The organism is Haladaptatus sp. DYF46 (assembly GCF_021083305.1).
Taxonomy (GTDB): domain Archaea; phylum Halobacteriota; class Halobacteria; order Halobacteriales; family Haladaptataceae; genus Haladaptatus.
Map to the genome: position 1 here is coordinate 358,967 of NZ_JAJFAY010000003.1, position 17,826 is coordinate 376,792.

16 protein-coding genes are annotated in these 17,826 nt (G+C 63.5%); 10 read left to right on the top strand and 6 right to left on the bottom strand.

Features of this window, described 5'->3' with window-relative positions:
• Nucleotides 1-4 precede the first annotated feature (4 nt).
• The 4 genes from LJF34_RS17700 to LJF34_RS17715 form a co-directional block, all read right to left on the bottom strand.
• Nucleotides 5-244 carry a hypothetical protein gene (locus LJF34_RS17700; RefSeq protein ID WP_231186630.1) on the bottom strand — a complete coding sequence of 80 codons (240 nt, stop codon included), beginning with the start codon at nt 242-244 and terminating at the stop codon, nt 5-7.
• Between the two features lie 66 nt (nt 245-310).
• The gene (locus LJF34_RS17705; protein ID WP_231186631.1) at nt 311-685 is read right to left on the bottom strand and encodes a hypothetical protein; all 375 of its coding nucleotides are present in this window, start codon (nt 683-685) and stop codon (nt 311-313) included.
• Nucleotides 682-1,551: a ParA family protein gene (locus tag LJF34_RS17710; RefSeq protein WP_231186632.1), complete on the bottom strand. Its 870-nt coding sequence runs from the start codon at nt 1,549-1,551 to the stop codon at nt 682-684. Before LJF34_RS17710 ends, LJF34_RS17705 begins: the two co-directional genes overlap by 4 nt.
• 593 nt (nt 1,552-2,144) lie before the next feature.
• The gene (locus tag LJF34_RS17715; RefSeq protein WP_231186633.1) at nt 2,145-3,161 is read right to left on the bottom strand and encodes an alcohol dehydrogenase; all 1,017 of its coding nucleotides are present in this window, start codon (nt 3,159-3,161) and stop codon (nt 2,145-2,147) included.
• 38 nt (nt 3,162-3,199) lie between these two features.
• On the opposite strand from LJF34_RS17715, the gene LJF34_RS17720 reads away from it, so the two are divergent.
• Nucleotides 3,200-4,498, top strand: coding sequence for an MFS transporter (locus LJF34_RS17720; protein ID WP_231186634.1), 1,299 nt, complete (start codon nt 3,200-3,202; stop codon nt 4,496-4,498).
• Here the strand turns inward: LJF34_RS17720 and LJF34_RS17725 are convergent, their stop codons facing one another.
• Both LJF34_RS17725 and LJF34_RS17730 read right to left on the bottom strand, forming a co-directional pair.
• Entirely contained in the window at nt 4,499-6,400 is a 1,902-nt protein-coding gene (locus LJF34_RS17725; RefSeq protein ID WP_231186635.1) for a glycogen debranching N-terminal domain-containing protein, read from the bottom strand.
• Complete coding sequence (locus LJF34_RS17730) at nt 6,400-7,506, bottom strand: TrmB family transcriptional regulator (RefSeq protein ID WP_231186636.1); 1,107 nt, start codon at nt 7,504-7,506, stop codon at nt 6,400-6,402. The genes LJF34_RS17725 and LJF34_RS17730 overlap by 1 nt, the downstream gene beginning before the upstream one ends.
• A gap of 161 nt (nt 7,507-7,667) precedes the next feature.
• Here LJF34_RS17730 and LJF34_RS17735 point away from each other — a divergent pair, with 161 nt between their 5' ends.
• The 9 genes from LJF34_RS17735 to LJF34_RS17775 are packed head-to-tail and all read left to right on the top strand — an operon-like array spanning nt 7,668 to nt 17,761.
• A complete protein-coding gene (locus LJF34_RS17735) occupies nt 7,668-9,002 on the top strand; it encodes an extracellular solute-binding protein (RefSeq protein WP_231186637.1) in 1,335 nt (444 codons plus the stop codon).
• A gap of 39 nt (nt 9,003-9,041) precedes the next feature.
• Complete coding sequence (locus LJF34_RS17740) at nt 9,042-9,947, top strand: sugar ABC transporter permease (protein ID WP_231186638.1); 906 nt, start codon at nt 9,042-9,044, stop codon at nt 9,945-9,947.
• 3 nt (nt 9,948-9,950) lie between these two features.
• Nucleotides 9,951-10,850, top strand: a complete 900-nt coding sequence (locus tag LJF34_RS17745; RefSeq protein WP_231186639.1) for a carbohydrate ABC transporter permease — start codon at nt 9,951-9,953, stop codon at nt 10,848-10,850.
• Nucleotides 10,851-10,853: 3 nt separating this feature from the next.
• Nucleotides 10,854-12,032: an ABC transporter ATP-binding protein gene (locus tag LJF34_RS17750; protein WP_342765881.1), complete on the top strand. Its 1,179-nt coding sequence runs from the start codon at nt 10,854-10,856 to the stop codon at nt 12,030-12,032.
• Nucleotides 12,033-12,065: 33 nt separating this feature from the next.
• Nucleotides 12,066-13,211: a sn-glycerol-3-phosphate ABC transporter ATP-binding protein UgpC gene (ugpC, locus tag LJF34_RS17755; RefSeq protein ID WP_231186640.1), complete on the top strand. Its 1,146-nt coding sequence runs from the start codon at nt 12,066-12,068 to the stop codon at nt 13,209-13,211.
• Nucleotides 13,212-13,227: 16 nt separating this feature from the next.
• A complete protein-coding gene (locus LJF34_RS17760; RefSeq protein ID WP_231186641.1) occupies nt 13,228-14,562 on the top strand; it encodes a glucoamylase in 1,335 nt (444 codons plus the stop codon).
• Between the two features lie 20 nt (nt 14,563-14,582).
• Nucleotides 14,583-15,920, top strand: a complete 1,338-nt coding sequence (locus LJF34_RS17765) for a DUF4147 domain-containing protein (RefSeq protein ID WP_231186642.1) — start codon at nt 14,583-14,585, stop codon at nt 15,918-15,920.
• Nucleotides 15,917-16,714 carry a sugar phosphate isomerase/epimerase family protein gene (locus LJF34_RS17770; protein WP_231186643.1) on the top strand — a complete coding sequence of 266 codons (798 nt, stop codon included), beginning with the start codon at nt 15,917-15,919 and terminating at the stop codon, nt 16,712-16,714. Before LJF34_RS17765 ends, LJF34_RS17770 begins: the two co-directional genes overlap by 4 nt.
• 27 nt (nt 16,715-16,741) lie before the next feature.
• A complete protein-coding gene (locus tag LJF34_RS17775; RefSeq protein WP_231186644.1) occupies nt 16,742-17,761 on the top strand; it encodes an NAD(P)-dependent oxidoreductase in 1,020 nt (339 codons plus the stop codon).
• Nucleotides 17,762-17,826: the final 65 nt, after the last annotated feature.

Genomic DNA, 17,826 nt, shown 5'->3' on the forward strand with positions numbered 1-17,826 from the left:
GTTCTCAGAGGTCCGCTTCGACGCGGACCTCCTCGTCGGTCACGGTGTCGATAACCTCCCCGGGAACGCTCAGGTCATCGTCATCGACGCTTCCCCATCCGAACGCCTCCAACCACGCTTCCCCGAGACCGGGGTCGGGGTCGACGTAGGCCGTGTTGTCCTTCACCTCGGTCACGATTCCGAGTTGTTCGCCCTCCGCGTCCATCAGGAACTTCCCTTCGTCTTCGTCACTGAGAGTTGCCATGTTCGTTTCGTTCATCTCGAACGTATATTCTCTTTGTGGCTAACCGATCGTATCAATGTGGCCGCGTCACAGATCGTAGCCCCACTCCCGGAGGATGTCCGCCGCGGTGTCGAGATTCCGCATGCCCGCGAGATAGATGGCCTCCCGGGCGTCGAGTCGGTAGACGTCGTCGCCGATGAGCGACTCCAACTCCCGCTCCGCGTCCTTGGCGCGCCCGTCGGTTGCGTCCTGCACGAACAGTTGATGGACGCTCTCGCGTTCGTCCTTGACGGTGTCCCGACGGAGTATCAACGGTAAGTCTGACCGTTCAAACTGAACGGTGTTACTGTCTGGTGTTTCTGACTCGGAAGCGTCCTCGGTCACACCCTCTTCGTCGGCCGCTTTCGTCCCTTCTCTCTCCGATTCGTCGTCGCCAAACGGGTCGGATGCGCCGGTTTTCATGCTACCGTCTCCTGTGTCGTGAACTGCTCGGAGATGGACGCCGCCAGTTCGTCGAACTTTTCGAGCGTGGTCTCCTCGTACTCCCGCAAATCGCGGAACTCGTCGCTTTCGGCCAGTTCGAAGATGTTCACTTGGTTCTGCCACGCCTCGCCGAGCATGGACCCGCGCTCGCGTATCGAGACGGGCGCGACGGGGAGGTCCTGTTCTTCGAGCGCATCGAGTACCGACCGCTGGACGTTCGTCCCGCTGACCTTGTTCGGAACGACTCCCAGGATTCCGACTTCGATGTCGCCGAGCGTCTCCTCGATGTTGTTCACCACGTCCCGAAGCCCCTCGACGCTCTGTTCGCCTTTCGCGCTGAGTTCCGCCGGGATGAGGAGGTTCGACGTCGCGTAAATCGAGTTGTAGATGTGCTGCCCGACCGTCGCCGGGGGGTCGATGACGAGTACGTCGTAGGTCGACGGAACGTCCGCATCGGTAAGCACGCGCCGAAGTTGTTTCTCCTTCGGCCAGCGGTAGTTCGCGTCGTGCATCGATTGTTCCATCTCGGCCGCGCGCGTGAGATTCTGTTCGAGCGACCCGAGCATGTTGTGGCCCGGAACGAGGTCTAGATTCTCACCGACGTTCACGATGAGGTCGTCGAACTCGCCTTTCGGTCGTTCGACCATGTGCCGGACGATGTTGTCCACGCTCGCGTCCGAGCGATACTCGTCCGCGCCGAAGTGGTGTGTCAGTCCACCTTCCTGTGGATCCATGTCGATGACGAGCACCCGTTGTCCCCGCCGGGCGTGTGCGGCCGCGAGGTTCACGGAGAACGTCGTCTTCCCGACTCCTCCCGCCTCCGACCAAACCGTATACGGAATCATACACGAATCCCATCGTAAGCAACCCATAAAAACACTAGTCAGACGCACCATGCAGTATTACTGAGAAGTAATTCCGAACAGAACTGTTGAACAGTATAACTGATCGTTGTCTCTCGTCAGTGCTGTTGGCCGATCCTCCTTTCGATGCCCCTCCGATTTTCTGCCCGAATAGTATTCTCGAACAGTCTCTCTGAACAGTATTACTGATTGGTATTCCTACTCAGTATCGTCCGACAGTAAAAACTCCAAGACTCCCGATTTCGGGCTTCTGGAGCGATGTCCGGCTGTTGTCCTCCGTTACTGGTCCGACGATTACCCCCTTCGCCATCGTACCCTGACGACCCGATTCTCACTGTCCGTTGTTTTCGTATGGCCAACCCGTTTGATTTCCCATTCAATATTCTCTGGCAGTGTGTCTAGTCAGTGTTTTCGGTCAGTGCTTCTATACAGTATTACTGGAAAGAAAATATGAACAGTATTGTTGTGTGGTGCTATTGTATGGTGTTGTTGACCGGTCTTCTCGGGGATTTCGTTTCGCTCGTGGTTCGTAGCTTCCGCGACCGGGTGCTGAAAAATAGCGGGTCGGATCCGGCTCAGGGTTCCAACACGGCGCGGAACCGAACGTCGTTTTCCATCATCCGCTCGTAGGCGTCGTCGGCGTCAACGAGGTCGAACGTCTCCACTTCGGGCGTGATGTCTCGGAGCGCGCTGAACTCCAAGGTGTCCTGTGATTCCCGAGCGTGACCGGAGGCCCATCCTCGCACCGTACCGCGACTGCCGACGAGGGCGGCCCCGGAAACGTCGATGGGTTCACCCGGAACACCGACGACGACGACTTCCCCGTCCGTGTCGAGGCCGGGGACGACCGACGAAATCGCATCGGCGTTCGGTGCGGTCGCGAGGACCACCTTTGCACCGCCCAACTTCTGCAGTTCCTCTGCCGGGTCGTTCGCTTCGGCGTCGATGAAGTGGTCGGCACCCAACTCGCGTGCGTACTCCTCCTTGTCGGTGCCGCGGGAGATGGCGACCGTCTCGAAACCGGCCTGCCGGGCATACTGCACGCCGAGGTGGCCCAACCCGCCGATGCCCTGTACCGCGACCAGATCGCCCGGTCGGGCGTCCGTGTGCCGGAGCGCGTTGTACGTCGTGATTCCAGCACAGAGGAGCGGCGCGGCGTCCGTCGCGTCGAGTTCGTCGGGGACGGCGGCGAGCGCTTCGGCGTTGACGATGGCGTATTCGGCGTATCCGCCGTCTACCGTCACGCCGTGAATGTCCTCGTTTTCACACTGTTGAAACTCGCCGCGACGGCAGGCCTCACAGACGAAACAGTGACCCGCGTGCCATCCGGCCCCCACACGGTCGCCCTCCTCCCACAGCTCCACGTCCTCGCCGACCGCGTCGACCCGGCCGACGATTTCGTGGCCCGGAATCCGCGGATAGGAGAGGCCGGGATAGCCGCCCTCCTTCGCGTAGGAATCGCTGTGGCAGACGCCGCAGGCTTCCACTTCGACGCGGACCTCCGTGGCGCTCGGTTCGGGAACGTCGCGTTCCACGAGTTCGAACTCCCCTCCCGGTTCGTCCACTTCGACCGCTCGCATCGTCTCTGACATACCACCTCGATCCACGGCTCCGAGACGGATAAGTGGAAATGCCAACCGCATCGGAAACCGGAAATCCCGGCCGATTCTTCCGTCTATTTTCGAACAAAAAGAACAGTACAACGGTGGCCGCTGTCGTCAAACTTACCGCCCCGCCCCGTGTGGATTTCGACGAGGAATACATCTTCGTGTCGAAAAACTGGCGGTCGGTCGCGACGGTTACCGGGTGGCAAACCGCGGCGAGCCTCTGTTATTACAGTATCTTCGCCGCGACGGGCGTCGTCCGCGACGCCTTCTCCCTGTCGGCGTCGAGCGTCGGCTTTTTCCTGACGGCGGCGCTGTTCGGCTACACCCTCGCGCTGTTCCCGAGCGGTGCCGCGGTGGACGGCTACGGCGAAAAACGCGTGATGATCGTAGGATTGGCCGGTCTTGCAGTTGCCACCGTCGGCGTTTCCGTCGCCACCTCGTACGCGTGGTTGCTCGTCGCGGGTGTCGCGTTGGGCGCGGCCTACTCGTCCGCGATGCCCGCGTCGAACCGGGGCATCATCGCCAGCGCACCGGACGGACGACGGAACCTCGCCATGGGGTTGAAACAGGTCGGCGTCACGGCCGGAAGCGGGGTCGCTTCGCTCGTCATCACCGGTGTCGCGGCAGTCGCGGCGTGGCAACTCGGTTTCTGGGTCATCGCGGTCCTCGCGGGTGGCTACGCGCTCGGGTTCGCCACCGTCTACGGCGGATCGTCCGGCCACGGACGGATGTCGCGGCCGGACTTCTCGGAGCTCCGGTCGAACGGGCCGTATTTACTGCTCGTCGCCGCCGGGTTCTTCCTCGGTGCGTCCATCTTTGGCATGCTCGGCTACGTCGTCCTCTACGTCGTGGACGGACTCGGTAAAACGACCGCCATCGGCGGTATCGTGTTGGCGCTCACGCAGGTCATGGGAAGCGCCGCCCGCGTCGGTGCCGGAACCGCCGCCGACAGACTCGGCGGTGCCCGCGGGTCGGCGACCGTCGCCCTCGTACAAATCGCGGGCGGCGTCGTTCTGTTCGCCGCGCTCGCCGCCGGCATCTCGTCGTTTCCCCTCGCGCTCGTCGTGTTCGCCGGACTCGGACTCTCGATTTACGGTTCGACCGGCGTGTTTTACTCCTGTCTGAGTAGCCTCGTCGATGGCGACGACATCGGTGCCGCGACGGCCGGAGGACAGACGGCCATCAACGTCGGCGGACTCATCGCGCCGCCCGTCTTCGGTCTACTGGTCGAACGCTCGGGGTACGGCACGGGGTGGGAACTGTTGGCCGGGTCGACCTGCGTCGCGGCGATACTCCTCGTCGTCGTGCGTCGATCGGCGTGACTACCGGACCAGTTCGGCTATCGCGTCCGCCGTTCCCCGGTTCGACTCCGCTACAATCTGCAGAAAGCCGAACACGCTCCCGGCGCTCCACGCCGCCGGGATACACGCGTCCGGGTGGCGAATCGTCCCTACCGACAGGTCCCCGTCGAAGCCGACCATGAGTTCCGGGAAGCCGAGACGGTCCGGGAAGTCCCCCCGGACCGCGTCGGATAGCGCCGCCAGCCCCGACACGGCGAGCGATTCGGCGGCTTCGTGATGGCCGCGCTCCGCGAACCCCATCGCGGCGATGCTCGTGTCGTGCGGCCAGACGCTTCCGCGATGGTACGAGAGCGGGTCGAACGAATCGTGCGACGCAGCGAACGTTCGAAGCCCCGCCGACGTGAGCATGTCGTCGCTCGTCAGTCGCTCCGCGACCTGCGTGACTCGCTCGTCGCTCCCCAACCCGCCCCAAATCGCGTGGCCCTGATTCGACGCGACGCTCGGGATGACGCCCCGGTCGTCGATTCCCAGCGCGTAACATCCCTCCTCGGGAAGCCACAGCTGTTCCTCGAACGTCGCTGCGAGCGTTTTCGCGGCGTCGTCGCACGTCCTGGCGAGCGTCGAATCATCCCGACGCTCGGCGAGGGGTGCGAACCGCGTCAGCGCGCGGAAGACGTACCCTTGAACCTCCGCGAGTGCAACTGCCCCCCGCGAGGGGGTTCCGTCGGGATACGAGAGCGCCTCCGCGCTGTCCTTCCACCCGAGATGGGTGAGTCCGAGCGGGTGGTCGTGCGGTTCGTAGAAGAGGAGACCCTCCTCGTCCAGTTCGTCCAGGGTCCACTCGACGGCCGCCTTGGCGTGGGGGTACACCGAATCGAACAGCGAATCGTCGCCGGTTTCCGCCACCGTGTCCGAGAACAGCGCGGCGAACAGCGGCGTCGCGTCGACCGTTCCGTAGTAGGGCGTCCGGACGCTCTCGCCGATGGCCGGAAGGTCGCCGTATCGTTTCTCGTGCATGATGCGGCCGGGCGCTTCGAGGGTGGCATCGTCGGTTTCCGTCCCCTGCTGGTCGGCCAAGAACCGGAGCGTTCGCTCCGCGACGCTCGAATCGAACGGGAGCAGTTGATAACTAACGACTATCGAGTCCCGGCCGAACGGCGCGAGAAATCGCGGCGCGCCCGCCGCCGGGACGCCGCACGGGAGCATCAGCGCGCCGAGCGTTTCTGCGGCCCGTTCCACGAGCCAACCGTACTGCGGGCAATCGACGTCCGCTTCGGTTTCGGGCGTGTCCCGCCGTCCGGCCGGGAGGACGATGTCGAGTTCGACCGCGTGCGTCGATGCGGGTGGAACCGTCACGGCGGCCGAAAACGTCGCCGACTCGTCGGAAAGGGCCACCTCGAAGTCGGACTCCGATCCGACTTTCACCCGTCGTTCCGTTCCGTCCGCAAGGGTTCCCACGAACGTACAACCGGTCGCGTCCTCTTCCACCGCTATCGGCCTGTCTTGGTTTTTCCGTGGCGAGAAGAACGCCGGAATCTCGAAGACGTGGCCGAAATCGGGTGTGAGGTCGAACGCGAGGTCCGTCTCCCGTGCGGTTTGCGTGTTGTTCGTGAGTCGAACCGTGGCGGCAACGCCCGTCTCCGTCAGTTCGAGTCGTTTGCCGAGCGTCCACGGTCGCTGTTCGCCACGGCCGGTTCCGACGGTCGGACTGGCGAGCGTCGTCGTCACGCCCCGATCGCGGGACTCGCGGCCGAGGACGGTCCACTCGTCGCCGTTTCCGACCTCGATTTCGACCGTGGAGAGGTACCGGTGGTCGGACTCGTACACGCCGGTCTCGGGCGCTTCGGGGGTGACGTCCCCCCGCGAGTCCACGATGATCTGTCGGCCGGAATCCACGGCGAGCGCACAGTCGTCGGATAGCATTACGCGTCCGCCTCCTCGTCGTCGGGATGACTCACTGTTTCGATGATGATCCTGTCAGCCTCCATGTCCTCGAGAACGGCACCCCAGCCACCGATACCGTACTCGCCCTCGTCCGTCTCGATGACGATGGTCGCTTGCCCCGCGAGCGAGGAGAGCGAGGGCGTCTGTGTCGCGTCCAGAAGGTCCCCGTTGGGGTACAACACGTCCGTGATTTCCCCGGTGAGCGCCACGACGTTTCGTTTTCCCATCTCCCGGCCTCTGGCCGTGGCAGTGATGGTCGCCCCCTCCTTGAGGAGCGGCGCGATATCTCGAATGCAGCGTCGAATGTTCACGTACTCGGCGGGTAGCGTCTCGCTGTGGCTCGTGTGAACGACGGGCCACGATTCCCAGAGCGCGGCCTCGAAGTACCAGTGAAAGACGTACGAGAGCGTCTCGTCTTCGAACACCGCGCCGTACTGCTCCACCGGGTCGGTGTGCGGCGCAAAGCAGGTTATCTTCCGGTCCACCAGGGCGAGGAACGGCGCGGGGAGGTGGCGGTGGCGCGCTTCCGTGACGACGCCGTTCAACGCCTCCTCGCTCGGGAGGTCCGTCGGTTGCTCGTGGCTCGTGTTGAGCGACACGGAAACGAAGACATCGTTATCGCGGCAGGTTTCGAGGGCGGGGGCGAGCGTTTCGTACTGTTCGGGCGTCACCGACAGTTGCACCTGATTGGTGGCGTCACGTATCGCTTCCTCGGCCCGTTCGATGACCGTTTCGACCCGTTTGAGGACGCTGATTCGGTGGCCGCCGACGCCGGCCTGCTGCCACCGATTTCGAATCTCGGTGGCCGTGTTCGTGAGGGTTTCCGCCCGCGATTGGAGGTTCTGGAGCACGTCCGTCGGTTCGCTGGCCCGCGCACGCAGTGCGTCCTGTTTGTACGTTTCCACGTAACCGTCCTCCTCCAAGTCCCGAAGCACGTCGTAAATCCGTGACCGCGGAACGTCCGCCTGCTCGGCGAGGGACGTCGCGGACGCGCTCCCGAGGGAGAGGAGGGTGACGTACGCGTCGATTTGGTACGTCGAGAGGCCCGTCTCTCGGAGTCCGTTGCGAAGTTCGTCGGTGTCCATCCGTGTATTCCTTGCCATCCTATCGTGTTGAATCTTCCAACCGAATCTCGGAATTGTCCCTCGTGCCGACCATACGAATTCTCATATTCACTCCTGTATCAAACCTATGAGCAAGATTTATATATGCTTTATTCTTCATGGTTGAGTAGGACAGAGTTCCTATGACAGGAGACCACAAACACGGGGAAAAAACGCGGCGTACGGTTCTGAAATCACTCGGCGGTGCGGCCGGCGTAACGGCTCTCGCCGGTTGTCTCGGCAGTCTCGGCGGCAGCGGCAGTGACGGGGAATCCAAGGACATCACGTTCTGGACGAGCAACGTGGAGAACGACCGCAAGAAGGTCATCAACGGCGTCCTCGACTCGTTCGAATCGAGCCACGAGGCGAAGGTCACGATGAACGCGGTCAAGGAAGACGACCTGCCGACCCGGATTTCGTCCGCCCGCGCATCCGACACGCTCCCGACGGTCGCGGAGTTCGGCCTCTCGCCGATGCAAAAGCTCGGTAGCGGGGGTCTCCTCTCCACGAAAGCGGCCGACGACGTCATCAGCTCTGTCGGTAAGGACAAGTTCTACAAAGGCGCACTCGACCTCACGAAAGCGCCCGACGGCGGTCACTACGCGATTCCGATGTACGGGTGGGTCGAGGGGATGTGGTTCCGAAAGAGCGTCCTGGAGGACAACAACTTGGAACAGCCGACGTCGTGGGACACCATGCTGAAGGCGGCGAAAACGCTCCACAAGCCGGACGACAACCAGTACGGTATCGTCGTCGGCACGAAGAAGACGGCGTTCGCCCGCCAGTGTTTCACGCCATTCGCCCGCTCCAACGGTGCACGCGTGTTCGACAAAGAGGGCAACATCGTCTTCGACAGCAAGGAGATGATCGAGGCGCTCGACTTCTACGGCAAACTCTCGAAATACACGCCGCCGGGCAAGGACACGTGGAAGACGGCGAACAACACGTACCTCAACGAGCAGTCGCACGTCATCCAGTACTCGACGTTCATCATGGGCGACCTCGTGGACAAGGGCGAGAAGATGGTGAAGGACACCGGCTTCGCCCCGTACGTCGAACACAAACGCAAGAGTTCGTTCGGCCAAATCGTCGGTCTCAACCTCTTCGAGTCGGCTTCGGAGGGACAGCTCGAATCCGGAAAGACGCTGTGTGAGTACATGATGAACGACAAGTACGTCGAGTGGCTCCACATGGCCCCCGGCGGAATGAACCCCGTCCTCAAGGAGACTGCGAGCAGCGACGAGTTCAAGGACAACGAGACGCTGAAGGCGTGGGGTTCGACGGTCGAGGACGTGTCGGCCGCCTTCGAGAACATCGAACGCTTCGGCTACGTCGACGGCAAGGCGTTCCCGGAACTCGGCAACATCACGAACAAGTTCCTCGTCGCCGAGGCCATCTCCCGCGTGACGGATGGCGAGAGCGCCGATACCGTCGCCAAGGAGCAGGCGAAGAAGATGCGCGACGCCATCGAGGAGTAATCGGTCCCGCTCGAAACCGACCATGACCCCATTTCACTCATGAGTTTAGCAAATCGTACGAAGCTATCGTTGGACGGCGATTACACCGTCGAGCAGAAGGAGGCCATCCTCGGCTATCTGCTCATCGCACCGGCGCTGTTGCTGGTCGCCGCGGTCATCGTGTATCCCGTCCTGTACAACGTTTACCTGAGCTTTACGAACGTTCCCCTGTCACCTGACGCCTCCCCGACGTGGGTCGGTCTCGAACACTACCGGACCCTCCTTTCGAGCGGCGAGTTCTGGGCGGCGCTCAAAACGACGGTCATCTTCACGCTCCTCAGCGACGTGCTCGCGACCGTCGGCGGACTCGGCGTCGCAATCCTCTTCAACCGGAAGTTCCGCGGCCGTCGCCTCGTCCGCGGTCTCATGCTGTTGCCGTACGTCGCCCCGCTCATCGCGGTGGCCTACGTCTGGCAGTGGCTGTTGGACCCACTGTACGGCATGGTTCCGTACTTCTTCAGCAACGTCCTCGGCGTCTACGGTGGGGACATCGACCTGCTGAACAACGCGAAAACCGCGCTCTGGACGGTCATCGCCTTCGACGCGTGGCGCTACTTCCCGTTCGCGTTCCTGATGATAATCGCTCGACTGCAAGCGATTCCGAGCGACATGTACGAGGCGGCGAAGATAGACGGCGCTGGCTACATCGCCCGGTTCAGGGACATCACGCTCGCCGAGTTGAAGTACGTCCTCGCCACCGTCTTCCTGCTTCGCTGGATTTGGAACTTCAACAAGTTCGCCGACATCTGGCTGCTGACCAAGAAGGTGAACACCCTGTCGCTGTACGCCTACCAGACGGCGTTCGCGAACTACAACCACGGGCAGGCGGCCGCCATCGCGATGGTGCTGTTCGTCGCGCTGATGGCGTTCGTGCTCGTGTACGTCAGTTGGATTCTGGAGTGGTAACACATGATACAAACGATACTCGCTACGGTGTCCGAGGGCTTCGGTAACGCCTTCGGGCGAAGTCGCATCGAAACCAGCCTGTGGGAACGGGTCGTGTTCTACGGGGCGATCGCGCTGACGCTGTTCGTCTCCCTCCTCCCGTTCTACTGGATGGTCGTCACGAGCTTCATGCCGGAGAGCGCGATTTACTCGCTCCCGCCATCGTTCGTGCCACAGGAGCTGACGCTGAAACATTACCAGAGCGTCTTCAGTCCCGAGACGTTCCCGTTCGTCACCTACTTCAAAAACAGCCTCATCATCTCGGTGATAACCGCGGGGATGTCCGTCGTCGTCGCGACGTTCGGCGCGTACAGTTTCGCCCGCTTGAACTACCCCGGACGGGGGCTGTTCTCGCGCGGCGTTCTGCTCGTGTACATGTTCTCGGGCATCCTCCTCGTCGTTCCGCTGTTCAAAATCATCGTCTGGATGGGGCTCGTGGACAACCTCGGCAGTCTGGTCGTCACGTACCTCGTCCAGACGCTGCCGGTGTCGCTGTACATGCTCGGAAACTACTTCCGGAGCGTCCCGCCGGAGATCGAGGAGGCGGCGATGATGGACGGTTACTCGCGGCTGGAAGTCATCTTCCGCATCACGCTCCCGCTGTCGGCACCCGCCATCGTGGCCGTGTTCATCTACACGTACATGATCGCGTGGAACGAGTACCTCTTCGCCAGCATCTTCCTCCGAACACAATCGACGTTCACGCTTCCCATCGGTTTGGACGCGCTCTCGTCCGGGTTCCATCAGGTTTGGGGACAGATAATGGCCGCATCGCTGCTGACGAGCATCCCGATCATCGTCATGTTCGTGTACCTCGAAAAATACATGGTCGAAGGCCTCACCTTCGGCTCGGTGGAGGGCTAATCCGTGTCCTCCGAAACGACAGAAATCGACGCGGAATCGACTTCCAGCGAGGAAACGAACCGGTCTGCGGTCGAGACGAAGCAGGCGGGTATCGCGCTCTCGGACATCGAAAAGTCCTACGGGGACGTGTTAGCCGTCGAGGACCTCTCGCTCGACATCGAACCGGGCGAGTTTCTGGTCCTCCTCGGCCCGTCGGGGTGTGGAAAATCGACCACGCTCCGGATGATAGCCGGACTCGAAACGCCGTCGGACGGACGAATCGACATCGGCGACGAGGAGGTCACGCGGACGCTCCCGCAGGAACGCGGCCTCTCGATGGTGTTCCAGAGCTACGCGCTCTACCCGCACAAGACCGTCCGGGGAAACCTCGAATTTCCGCTCGGGAAGATGGACGTCACGGACGAGGAGCGCGACGCGAAGGTCGAACACACGGCCGAACTCCTCGAAATCGAGGACCTCCTCGAAAAGAAACCCGGCCAACTGTCGGGCGGGCAGCGGCAGCGCGTCGCGGTTGGTCGAACCATCATCCGTGAACCGAAGGCGTTCCTGATGGACGAACCGCTGTCGAACTTGGACGCGCAACTGCGGGTTCGAACGCGCTTCGAGATCCGGGAACTCCAGCAGGAACTGGGCACGACCACCGTCTACGTCACCCACGACCAGGAGGAGGCGATGAGCGTCGCCGACCGCATCGCCGTGATGAACGACGGCGAACTGCAACAGGTCGGGACGCCCGAGGAAATCTACAAGACGCCGACGAACGAGTTCGTCGCCGGTTTCATCGGCAACCCGCCGATGAACTTCTTCGACGTGGTCGCCGACGACGGCGTCACGCTCCTGCCGAACGGCGACACCGTCTCGCTCGATGCGGGGCTTCCCGACGACACGGAAACGCTCGGCGTTCGTCCAGAGGACGTGCATCTGCTCGAAACCCCGGCAGAGGACGTGGCGAACGTCTCCCGCCCTGACCCGGCGGACCTGACGAACGCAGTGACCTGTTCCGTGCAGGTCATCGAACCGCTCGGCAACGCCTACGAACTCGAACTCGCGCGCGGCGACGACGCGTTCATCGCCCGCGTTCGGGCGCTTCCCGAGGGCGTTTCTCCCGGTGCGAGCGTCGACGTGGCGTTCGACCGGACGGAACTCCACGCGTTCGACGCGACGGGGGAGGCGATCCGATGAACCGAACTGCCGAATACGGCCACGGAGGTAACGATGGCGACGCTTGAACTGAACGACCTCACGAAGATTTACGACGACGCACAGGGCCGCGAAGTCGCGGTCGATTCGCTCGATATCGACATCGACGACGGCGAGTTTCTGGTCCTCGTCGGGCCGTCCGGGTGTGGGAAATCGACCACGCTCAGGATGCTCGCCGGACTCGAAACCGTGACCGACGGGACCATCACCATCGGCGACCGCGAGGTGCAACACCTCGCGCCGAGCGAACGTTCCATCGCGATGGTGTTCCAGAGCTACGCGCTCTATACTAAAATGAACGCGCGCGAGAACATGGCCTACGGGCTGAAACACTCGACCGACCTGAACAAGGCGGAGCGAAACCGCAAGGTGGACGAAATCGCCGAACTCCTCGACATCACCGAACTGTTGGACGACAAACCCGACGAGATGAGCGGCGGGCAGAAACAGCGCGTCGCGCTCGGGCGGGCCATCGTCCGCGACCCGGACGTGTTCCTGTTGGACGAACCGCTGTCCAATCTGGACGCGAAACTCCGGGCGCGGATGCGGACGGAACTCCAGCAACTCCAGACCGACCTCGGCGTCACGGCCGTCTACGTCACTCACGACCAGACGGAGGCGATGACCATGGCCGACCGCATCGCCGTGATGAACGACGGCGAACTCCAGCAGGTCGCGCCGCCGGAAGTGGCCTACGACCACCCGGAAAACGAGTTCGTCGCCACGTTCCTCGGCAGTCCCTCGATGAACACCTTCGAGACGACGGTCCACGGGGACGGAAGCGAACTCGCGTTCCGCCACGACGGAACGACGCTCGCGGTGGTTCCGTCCGATTCGGTGTCCCTCTCGGACGGGGACACCGCGACGCTTGGACTCCGACCCGAGGACGTTCGACTGTTCGACGACCCCGCCGAGGGGACGTTCATCGCGACCGTCACCGTCTCCGAATACCAAGGAAATGACAACTTCATCCACCTCTCGGTCGCAGATCAGGACGTGATGGCACGCGTCCCGTCCGACACCTATCCGGACCCGGGCGAGACGCTCGGGGTGACGGTGTCCCCGCGGGACGTGTTCCTCTTCGACTCGGACACCGGCATCGCACGCAAAACGCGGGGGCTTTCCGACGAGCGGAAACATCGACCCTCTATTTCCAGCTGACCATTCCTCCCAATAAATGTCTCATAACATGACGAACGACACGATTCACGATTCGCCGACGACCGCCCTCGACGACCCGACGTTCCACCTTGACGTCCTCGAAGACCTCGTCTATCCCGCGGAGTGTGCCGGGTCGGTCCCGCTCGCGAGCGACCCGGACGACCGCTATCCCTACGCCTATCCGCGGGACATCGCCTGCATCACGAAGGCGTGGCTTCACGCCGTCGAAGCGGGCGTTCGCCCCGATCGGTGTCGAAAACACGTCTTCGACGTCGCCCGGTTCTTCCTCGTCGCACAGGAGGATGACGGACGGTGGCGGCAGCGATACGCGCTCGACGGCACCGACCGCGGCATCTACAAGCAGGAGGACAACGTCGGACACGGCCTCCAAATCCTCGCCAACGCCGTGTTCGCCCTCGACGCGACCGACGCGCTCGAAACGACCGACGCATCGTTCCGGGAGGGCGTCGTCGAGGCGGCGGACCGCGCCGTCTCGTACGTTCACGACGACCTGTTCGACCCGAACGCCCACCTCGTCGAGAGCACGACGAGCATCCACGAGGGCCGCATCGAATCCGGCTACACCCTGTGGGTCAACTGCGTGTTCGTGTCCGCCCTCCGCGACATCGAACGGGCGCTCTCGCTCCTCCCCGAGGAGTCCGAGGACGTCGAGGACCGCATCGGGGGGTTCCGGTCGCACCTCGAAGGCGGCGTGAAGCGCGCCTTCACCAGTCCGGCACAGGTCCCGCGGCGGTACGCACCGTCCGGCGAACTCGACGCGCGACCCGACGTGACGCTGTTCGCTCCCTTCTACTTCGGTCTCGGCGACCTCTTCGGGGAGTCGGTTCACGAGGCGGCGAACAGGAGCGCGACGGCGCTCGAAGACCCCGAAATCGGAGGCATCCAGCGATTCATGGGGTTCTACCGTGATTTCGACGTGCACCAGCACGGCGGCAACGGGCCGTGGTTGCAGTACACCGCGTGGCACGCCCAGTACCGGTTCGCGAACGGCGAAACCGACCGCGGCAACGACGTTCTCGAAACGATCGCACGCCACGCGGACGAGGAGGGTCACATCCCGGAACACCTCACGACCCGACGGCGGTTCGAGGCGTTCATGGAGAACGAGTGGGATACCGGACTCGACTTCGAGAAGGAGTTCGACGAGGACGTCCTGCGCGACGTCTCCTTCGACTTTATCGCCGAGGAACTCGGCCACATGCGGGAGGCCTACCGCGATCTCGAAGCGCAGACGAAGGACCGCGAGGTGGTTCGGTTCGCCATGCCGCTCGCGTGGTGTCACGCCGAGTATCTAACCGCACTGTTAACACGGGGCGCGTACGAACCGTAAGGAAACCCACGTGAAAACCGATGACTCACGACCACACCACCCCACCGTCGCCGAGAACCGTCGCACTCGACTGCCTGCATTCGGGTATCGACGCCGCACAGCCGCGAGAAGTCGTCCGTCGAACCCTCTCCCGTGACGGGTCGACGCTCACCGTCGCGGACGAGACGTTCGACCTCGATGACTTCTCGCGCGTCGTCGTCCTCGGCGGGGGGAACGCCGCCGGGGAGATGGCGGCCAGCCTCGAATCCGTCCTCGGCGACCACCTGACCGACGGCATCGTCGTGACGGACACGCCCGCCGAAACGACGCGAATCGAGGTTCGAAAGGGCGACCATCCGCTGCCGACCGAACGCAACCGGGACGCCGCGAGGGATATCCTCGATGCCGCCCGCGACGCCGACGAAGGGACGTTCGTCCTCGCGCCGATTTCCGGCGGCGGCAGTGCGCTCCTCTCCGCTCCCGCCGACGGTATCTCGCTCGATTCGTTTCGGACGGTCACGGACGGCCTGCTCCGCTCCGGTGCCGACATCCACGACATCAACACCGTCCGTCGCGCGCTGTCGAGCGTGAAGGACGGAGGCCTCGCCCGCGCCGCCGCCCCCGCCCGCGTCGTCGGATTGGTCGTGAGCGACGTCATCGGCGACGACCCGTCGGTGGTCGCCAGCGGGCCGACGTATCCGGGTCAGGCGACGCCGGAGGACGCCCACGCTATTCTCCACGATTTCCTCGACGCGGTTCCCGAGGACATCGAAACGGCGCTCGACGGGCGGGAAACGCCCGCTACCGAAAACGAGGACTTCGACGCCTTCGAGCGCGTGACGAACCACGTCATCGCGGACAACTGGACCGCGCTCGACGCGGCGGCGAACAGAGCGCGCGAACACGGCTATTCGCCGCTCGTCCTGTCGTCCCGTATCGGCGGCGAGGCGTCGGACGTCGGCCGCACGCACGCCGCAATCGGCGTCGAATGTCTCGCGACCGGCAATCCGATCGACCCGCCCGCGGTTCTCCTTTCGGGAGGCGAAACGACCGTCACCGTGGACGGCGACGGCGTCGGCGGACCGAATCAGGAGTTCGCCCTCGCCGCGACGCGGGAGATCGACCGCCCCGGAATCGTCGTCGCGAGCATCGACACCGACGGTTTGGACGGGAGCACGGACGCCGCTGGCGCAGTGGTGGACCACGAGACGGTTCCACGCGAGGAGCAGGCGGCCGCACGCACGGCCTTGCGAAACCACGACGCGTACCCGTTCCTCGGCGACAGGGACGCGCTCGTCGAAACCGGCGAGACGGGAACCAACGTCAACGATTTGCGGGCCGTCGTCGTCGGGCGAGCGGACGAATCTGAACGTACATGACGCACAAATACGGACTCAACCAAGCCGGATTTCCGACGTCGGATATCGAAACGACGTGTGAACTCCTCGCCGACGCCGGGTACGACGGCGTCGAACCGAACTATCAAGCCGACGGATTGTTGACGACGACGGACGGACGCAAGCGGGTTCGGCGGGCCGCCGTCGAACACGGACTCGACGTTCCCGCCGTTTCGACAACGCTCCACTGGGAGTATCCGCTGTCGAGCGCCGACGAGGAGCGACGGCAACAGGGTATCGACGTCGCGCAGGAGATGGTGGACGCCGCGGCGACGCTCGACGCCGACGAGATACTCGTCGTCCCGGCAGTCATCGCTCCCGGCGCGGACTACGACACCGACTACGACCGCGCGATCGAATCGGTGCGCGAAATCGCCGGCTACGCAGCGGACGCGGACGTCGGCGTCGGAATCGAGAACGTCCAGAACGACTTCCTCTACTCGCCGCGCGAGTTCCTCGAATTCCTCGACGCCGTCGAATCGGCGGGTCCGGTCTCCGCCTACTTCGACGTCGGTAACGGCTTCCGTTGGGGCTTGCCCGACCGCTGGATTCGGGAACTCGGCGACCGAATTTCGAAGGTTCACGTCAAGGATTGGCTGACGGACGCCCACCGGCCGACGTACCCGCTTCAGGGGGACATCGACTGGGAGAGCGTTGTCGCTGCGCTCTCCGACATCGGTTACGACGGGTGGATTTCCGCCGAAATTCCGGCGTACAACGCCGAACCGCACCGGATGCCGCCCGACGTGCTCGAAACGATGCGGTACCTGTTCTAATCGGACAACTGACATTTGGGATCAATCATGACACGCACGATCGTCGTAGACCCGCTGTTCGAAGACGTGTGGCCGCTCGCCGCGGACCACCTGCACCGACTCTGGACCGAAGACGGCACGGCCGTTGAGTTCGTTCGACTGCCCGAAACGAGGGGGACGACCCTGAACGAGGCCGTTTCCTCGCCCGAATCAGTCGAGGAACTCGTCTCGCTCGGCGTTCGTGCTTCCGTCTCCGACCTCGGGGAATTCACGAACCTGAAAGAGGCGTTCGTGATGACCGACTTCATGTACGGCGTGGACGAGGAGCTAGCCGACTCCCTCCGCGACCGCGGCGTGACGGTCCACGACCACACGAACGAGGGGTTCTGGAGCGAATCGGTGTCCGAGTTCGGCATCGGACTGACCATCGACGCGCTTCGCCGGATTCCGCAGAAACACGTCGCGATGACCGAGTCACACGATCCGTGGGACCTCGACCAACTGGACAACGAGGTGCCCGGCGCGCGCGGCCACCAGTTCGCGGACGACCCGAACTTCGTGAGCGGGACCGTCGCACGGAAGCGCGTTCGCGTCGCCGGAATCGGCAACATCGGCAGTCGCTACGCCGCGACGGCGAACCATCTCGGTGCCGACGTGGCCGCCTACGACCCGTTCGCCGACGAACCCTGCTTCCACAGCACGGGCACGCGGCAGGTGTACAGCATGGAGGAACTGGTGAGCGACGCCGATATCTTCGCCCCGACGATTCCACTGACTCCAGCGACGGAAGGTGTCGTGACGGCCGACCACATCAATGCGCTCCCGAAGGGGTCGATACTCGTCCTCGTCACGCGGGCCGGAATCTGCGACATGGACGCCGTTCGGGAACGGGTACTCGCCGACGAAATCGTCCTCGCTGCGGACGTGTGGGACGAGGAACCGCTCCCCCTCGACGACCCGCTCCTCGGGCGTCACAACGTCGTCCACACCCCGCACATCGCGGGCCGGACGCGGGACGCGAACGAACGGTGGGCCGAACACCTCGCCGCGCACTTCGGTTCGTGCTGACCGTCACTCGTCCGACGCCGCACCGCACTCCGAACGAAGCCGAATCATTTCAGTCCCTCCGACGA

Coding starts and splice junctions, on each gene's coding strand:
- LJF34_RS17700 (WP_231186630.1), bottom strand. CDS start 244: ATGGCAACTCTCAGTGACGAAGACGAAGGGAAGTTCCTGATGGACGCG.
- LJF34_RS17705 (WP_231186631.1), bottom strand. CDS start 685: ATGAAAACCGGCGCATCCGACCCGTTTGGCGACGACGAATCGGAGAGA.
- LJF34_RS17710 (WP_231186632.1), bottom strand. CDS start 1,551: ATGATTCCGTATACGGTTTGGTCGGAGGCGGGAGGAGTCGGGAAGACG.
- LJF34_RS17715 (WP_231186633.1), bottom strand. CDS start 3,161: ATGTCAGAGACGATGCGAGCGGTCGAAGTGGACGAACCGGGAGGGGAG.
- LJF34_RS17720 (WP_231186634.1), top strand. CDS start 3,200: ATGCCAACCGCATCGGAAACCGGAAATCCCGGCCGATTCTTCCGTCTA.
- LJF34_RS17725 (WP_231186635.1), bottom strand. CDS start 6,400: ATGCTATCCGACGACTGTGCGCTCGCCGTGGATTCCGGCCGACAGATC.
- LJF34_RS17730 (WP_231186636.1), bottom strand. CDS start 7,506: ATGGACACCGACGAACTTCGCAACGGACTCCGAGAGACGGGCCTCTCG.
- LJF34_RS17735 (WP_231186637.1), top strand. CDS start 7,668: ATGACAGGAGACCACAAACACGGGGAAAAAACGCGGCGTACGGTTCTG.
- LJF34_RS17740 (WP_231186638.1), top strand. CDS start 9,042: ATGAGTTTAGCAAATCGTACGAAGCTATCGTTGGACGGCGATTACACC.
- LJF34_RS17745 (WP_231186639.1), top strand. CDS start 9,951: ATGATACAAACGATACTCGCTACGGTGTCCGAGGGCTTCGGTAACGCC.
- ugpC (WP_231186640.1), top strand. CDS start 12,066: ATGGCGACGCTTGAACTGAACGACCTCACGAAGATTTACGACGACGCA.
- LJF34_RS17760 (WP_231186641.1), top strand. CDS start 13,228: ATGTCTCATAACATGACGAACGACACGATTCACGATTCGCCGACGACC.
- LJF34_RS17765 (WP_231186642.1), top strand. CDS start 14,583: ATGACTCACGACCACACCACCCCACCGTCGCCGAGAACCGTCGCACTC.
- LJF34_RS17770 (WP_231186643.1), top strand. CDS start 15,917: ATGACGCACAAATACGGACTCAACCAAGCCGGATTTCCGACGTCGGAT.
- LJF34_RS17775 (WP_231186644.1), top strand. CDS start 16,742: ATGACACGCACGATCGTCGTAGACCCGCTGTTCGAAGACGTGTGGCCG.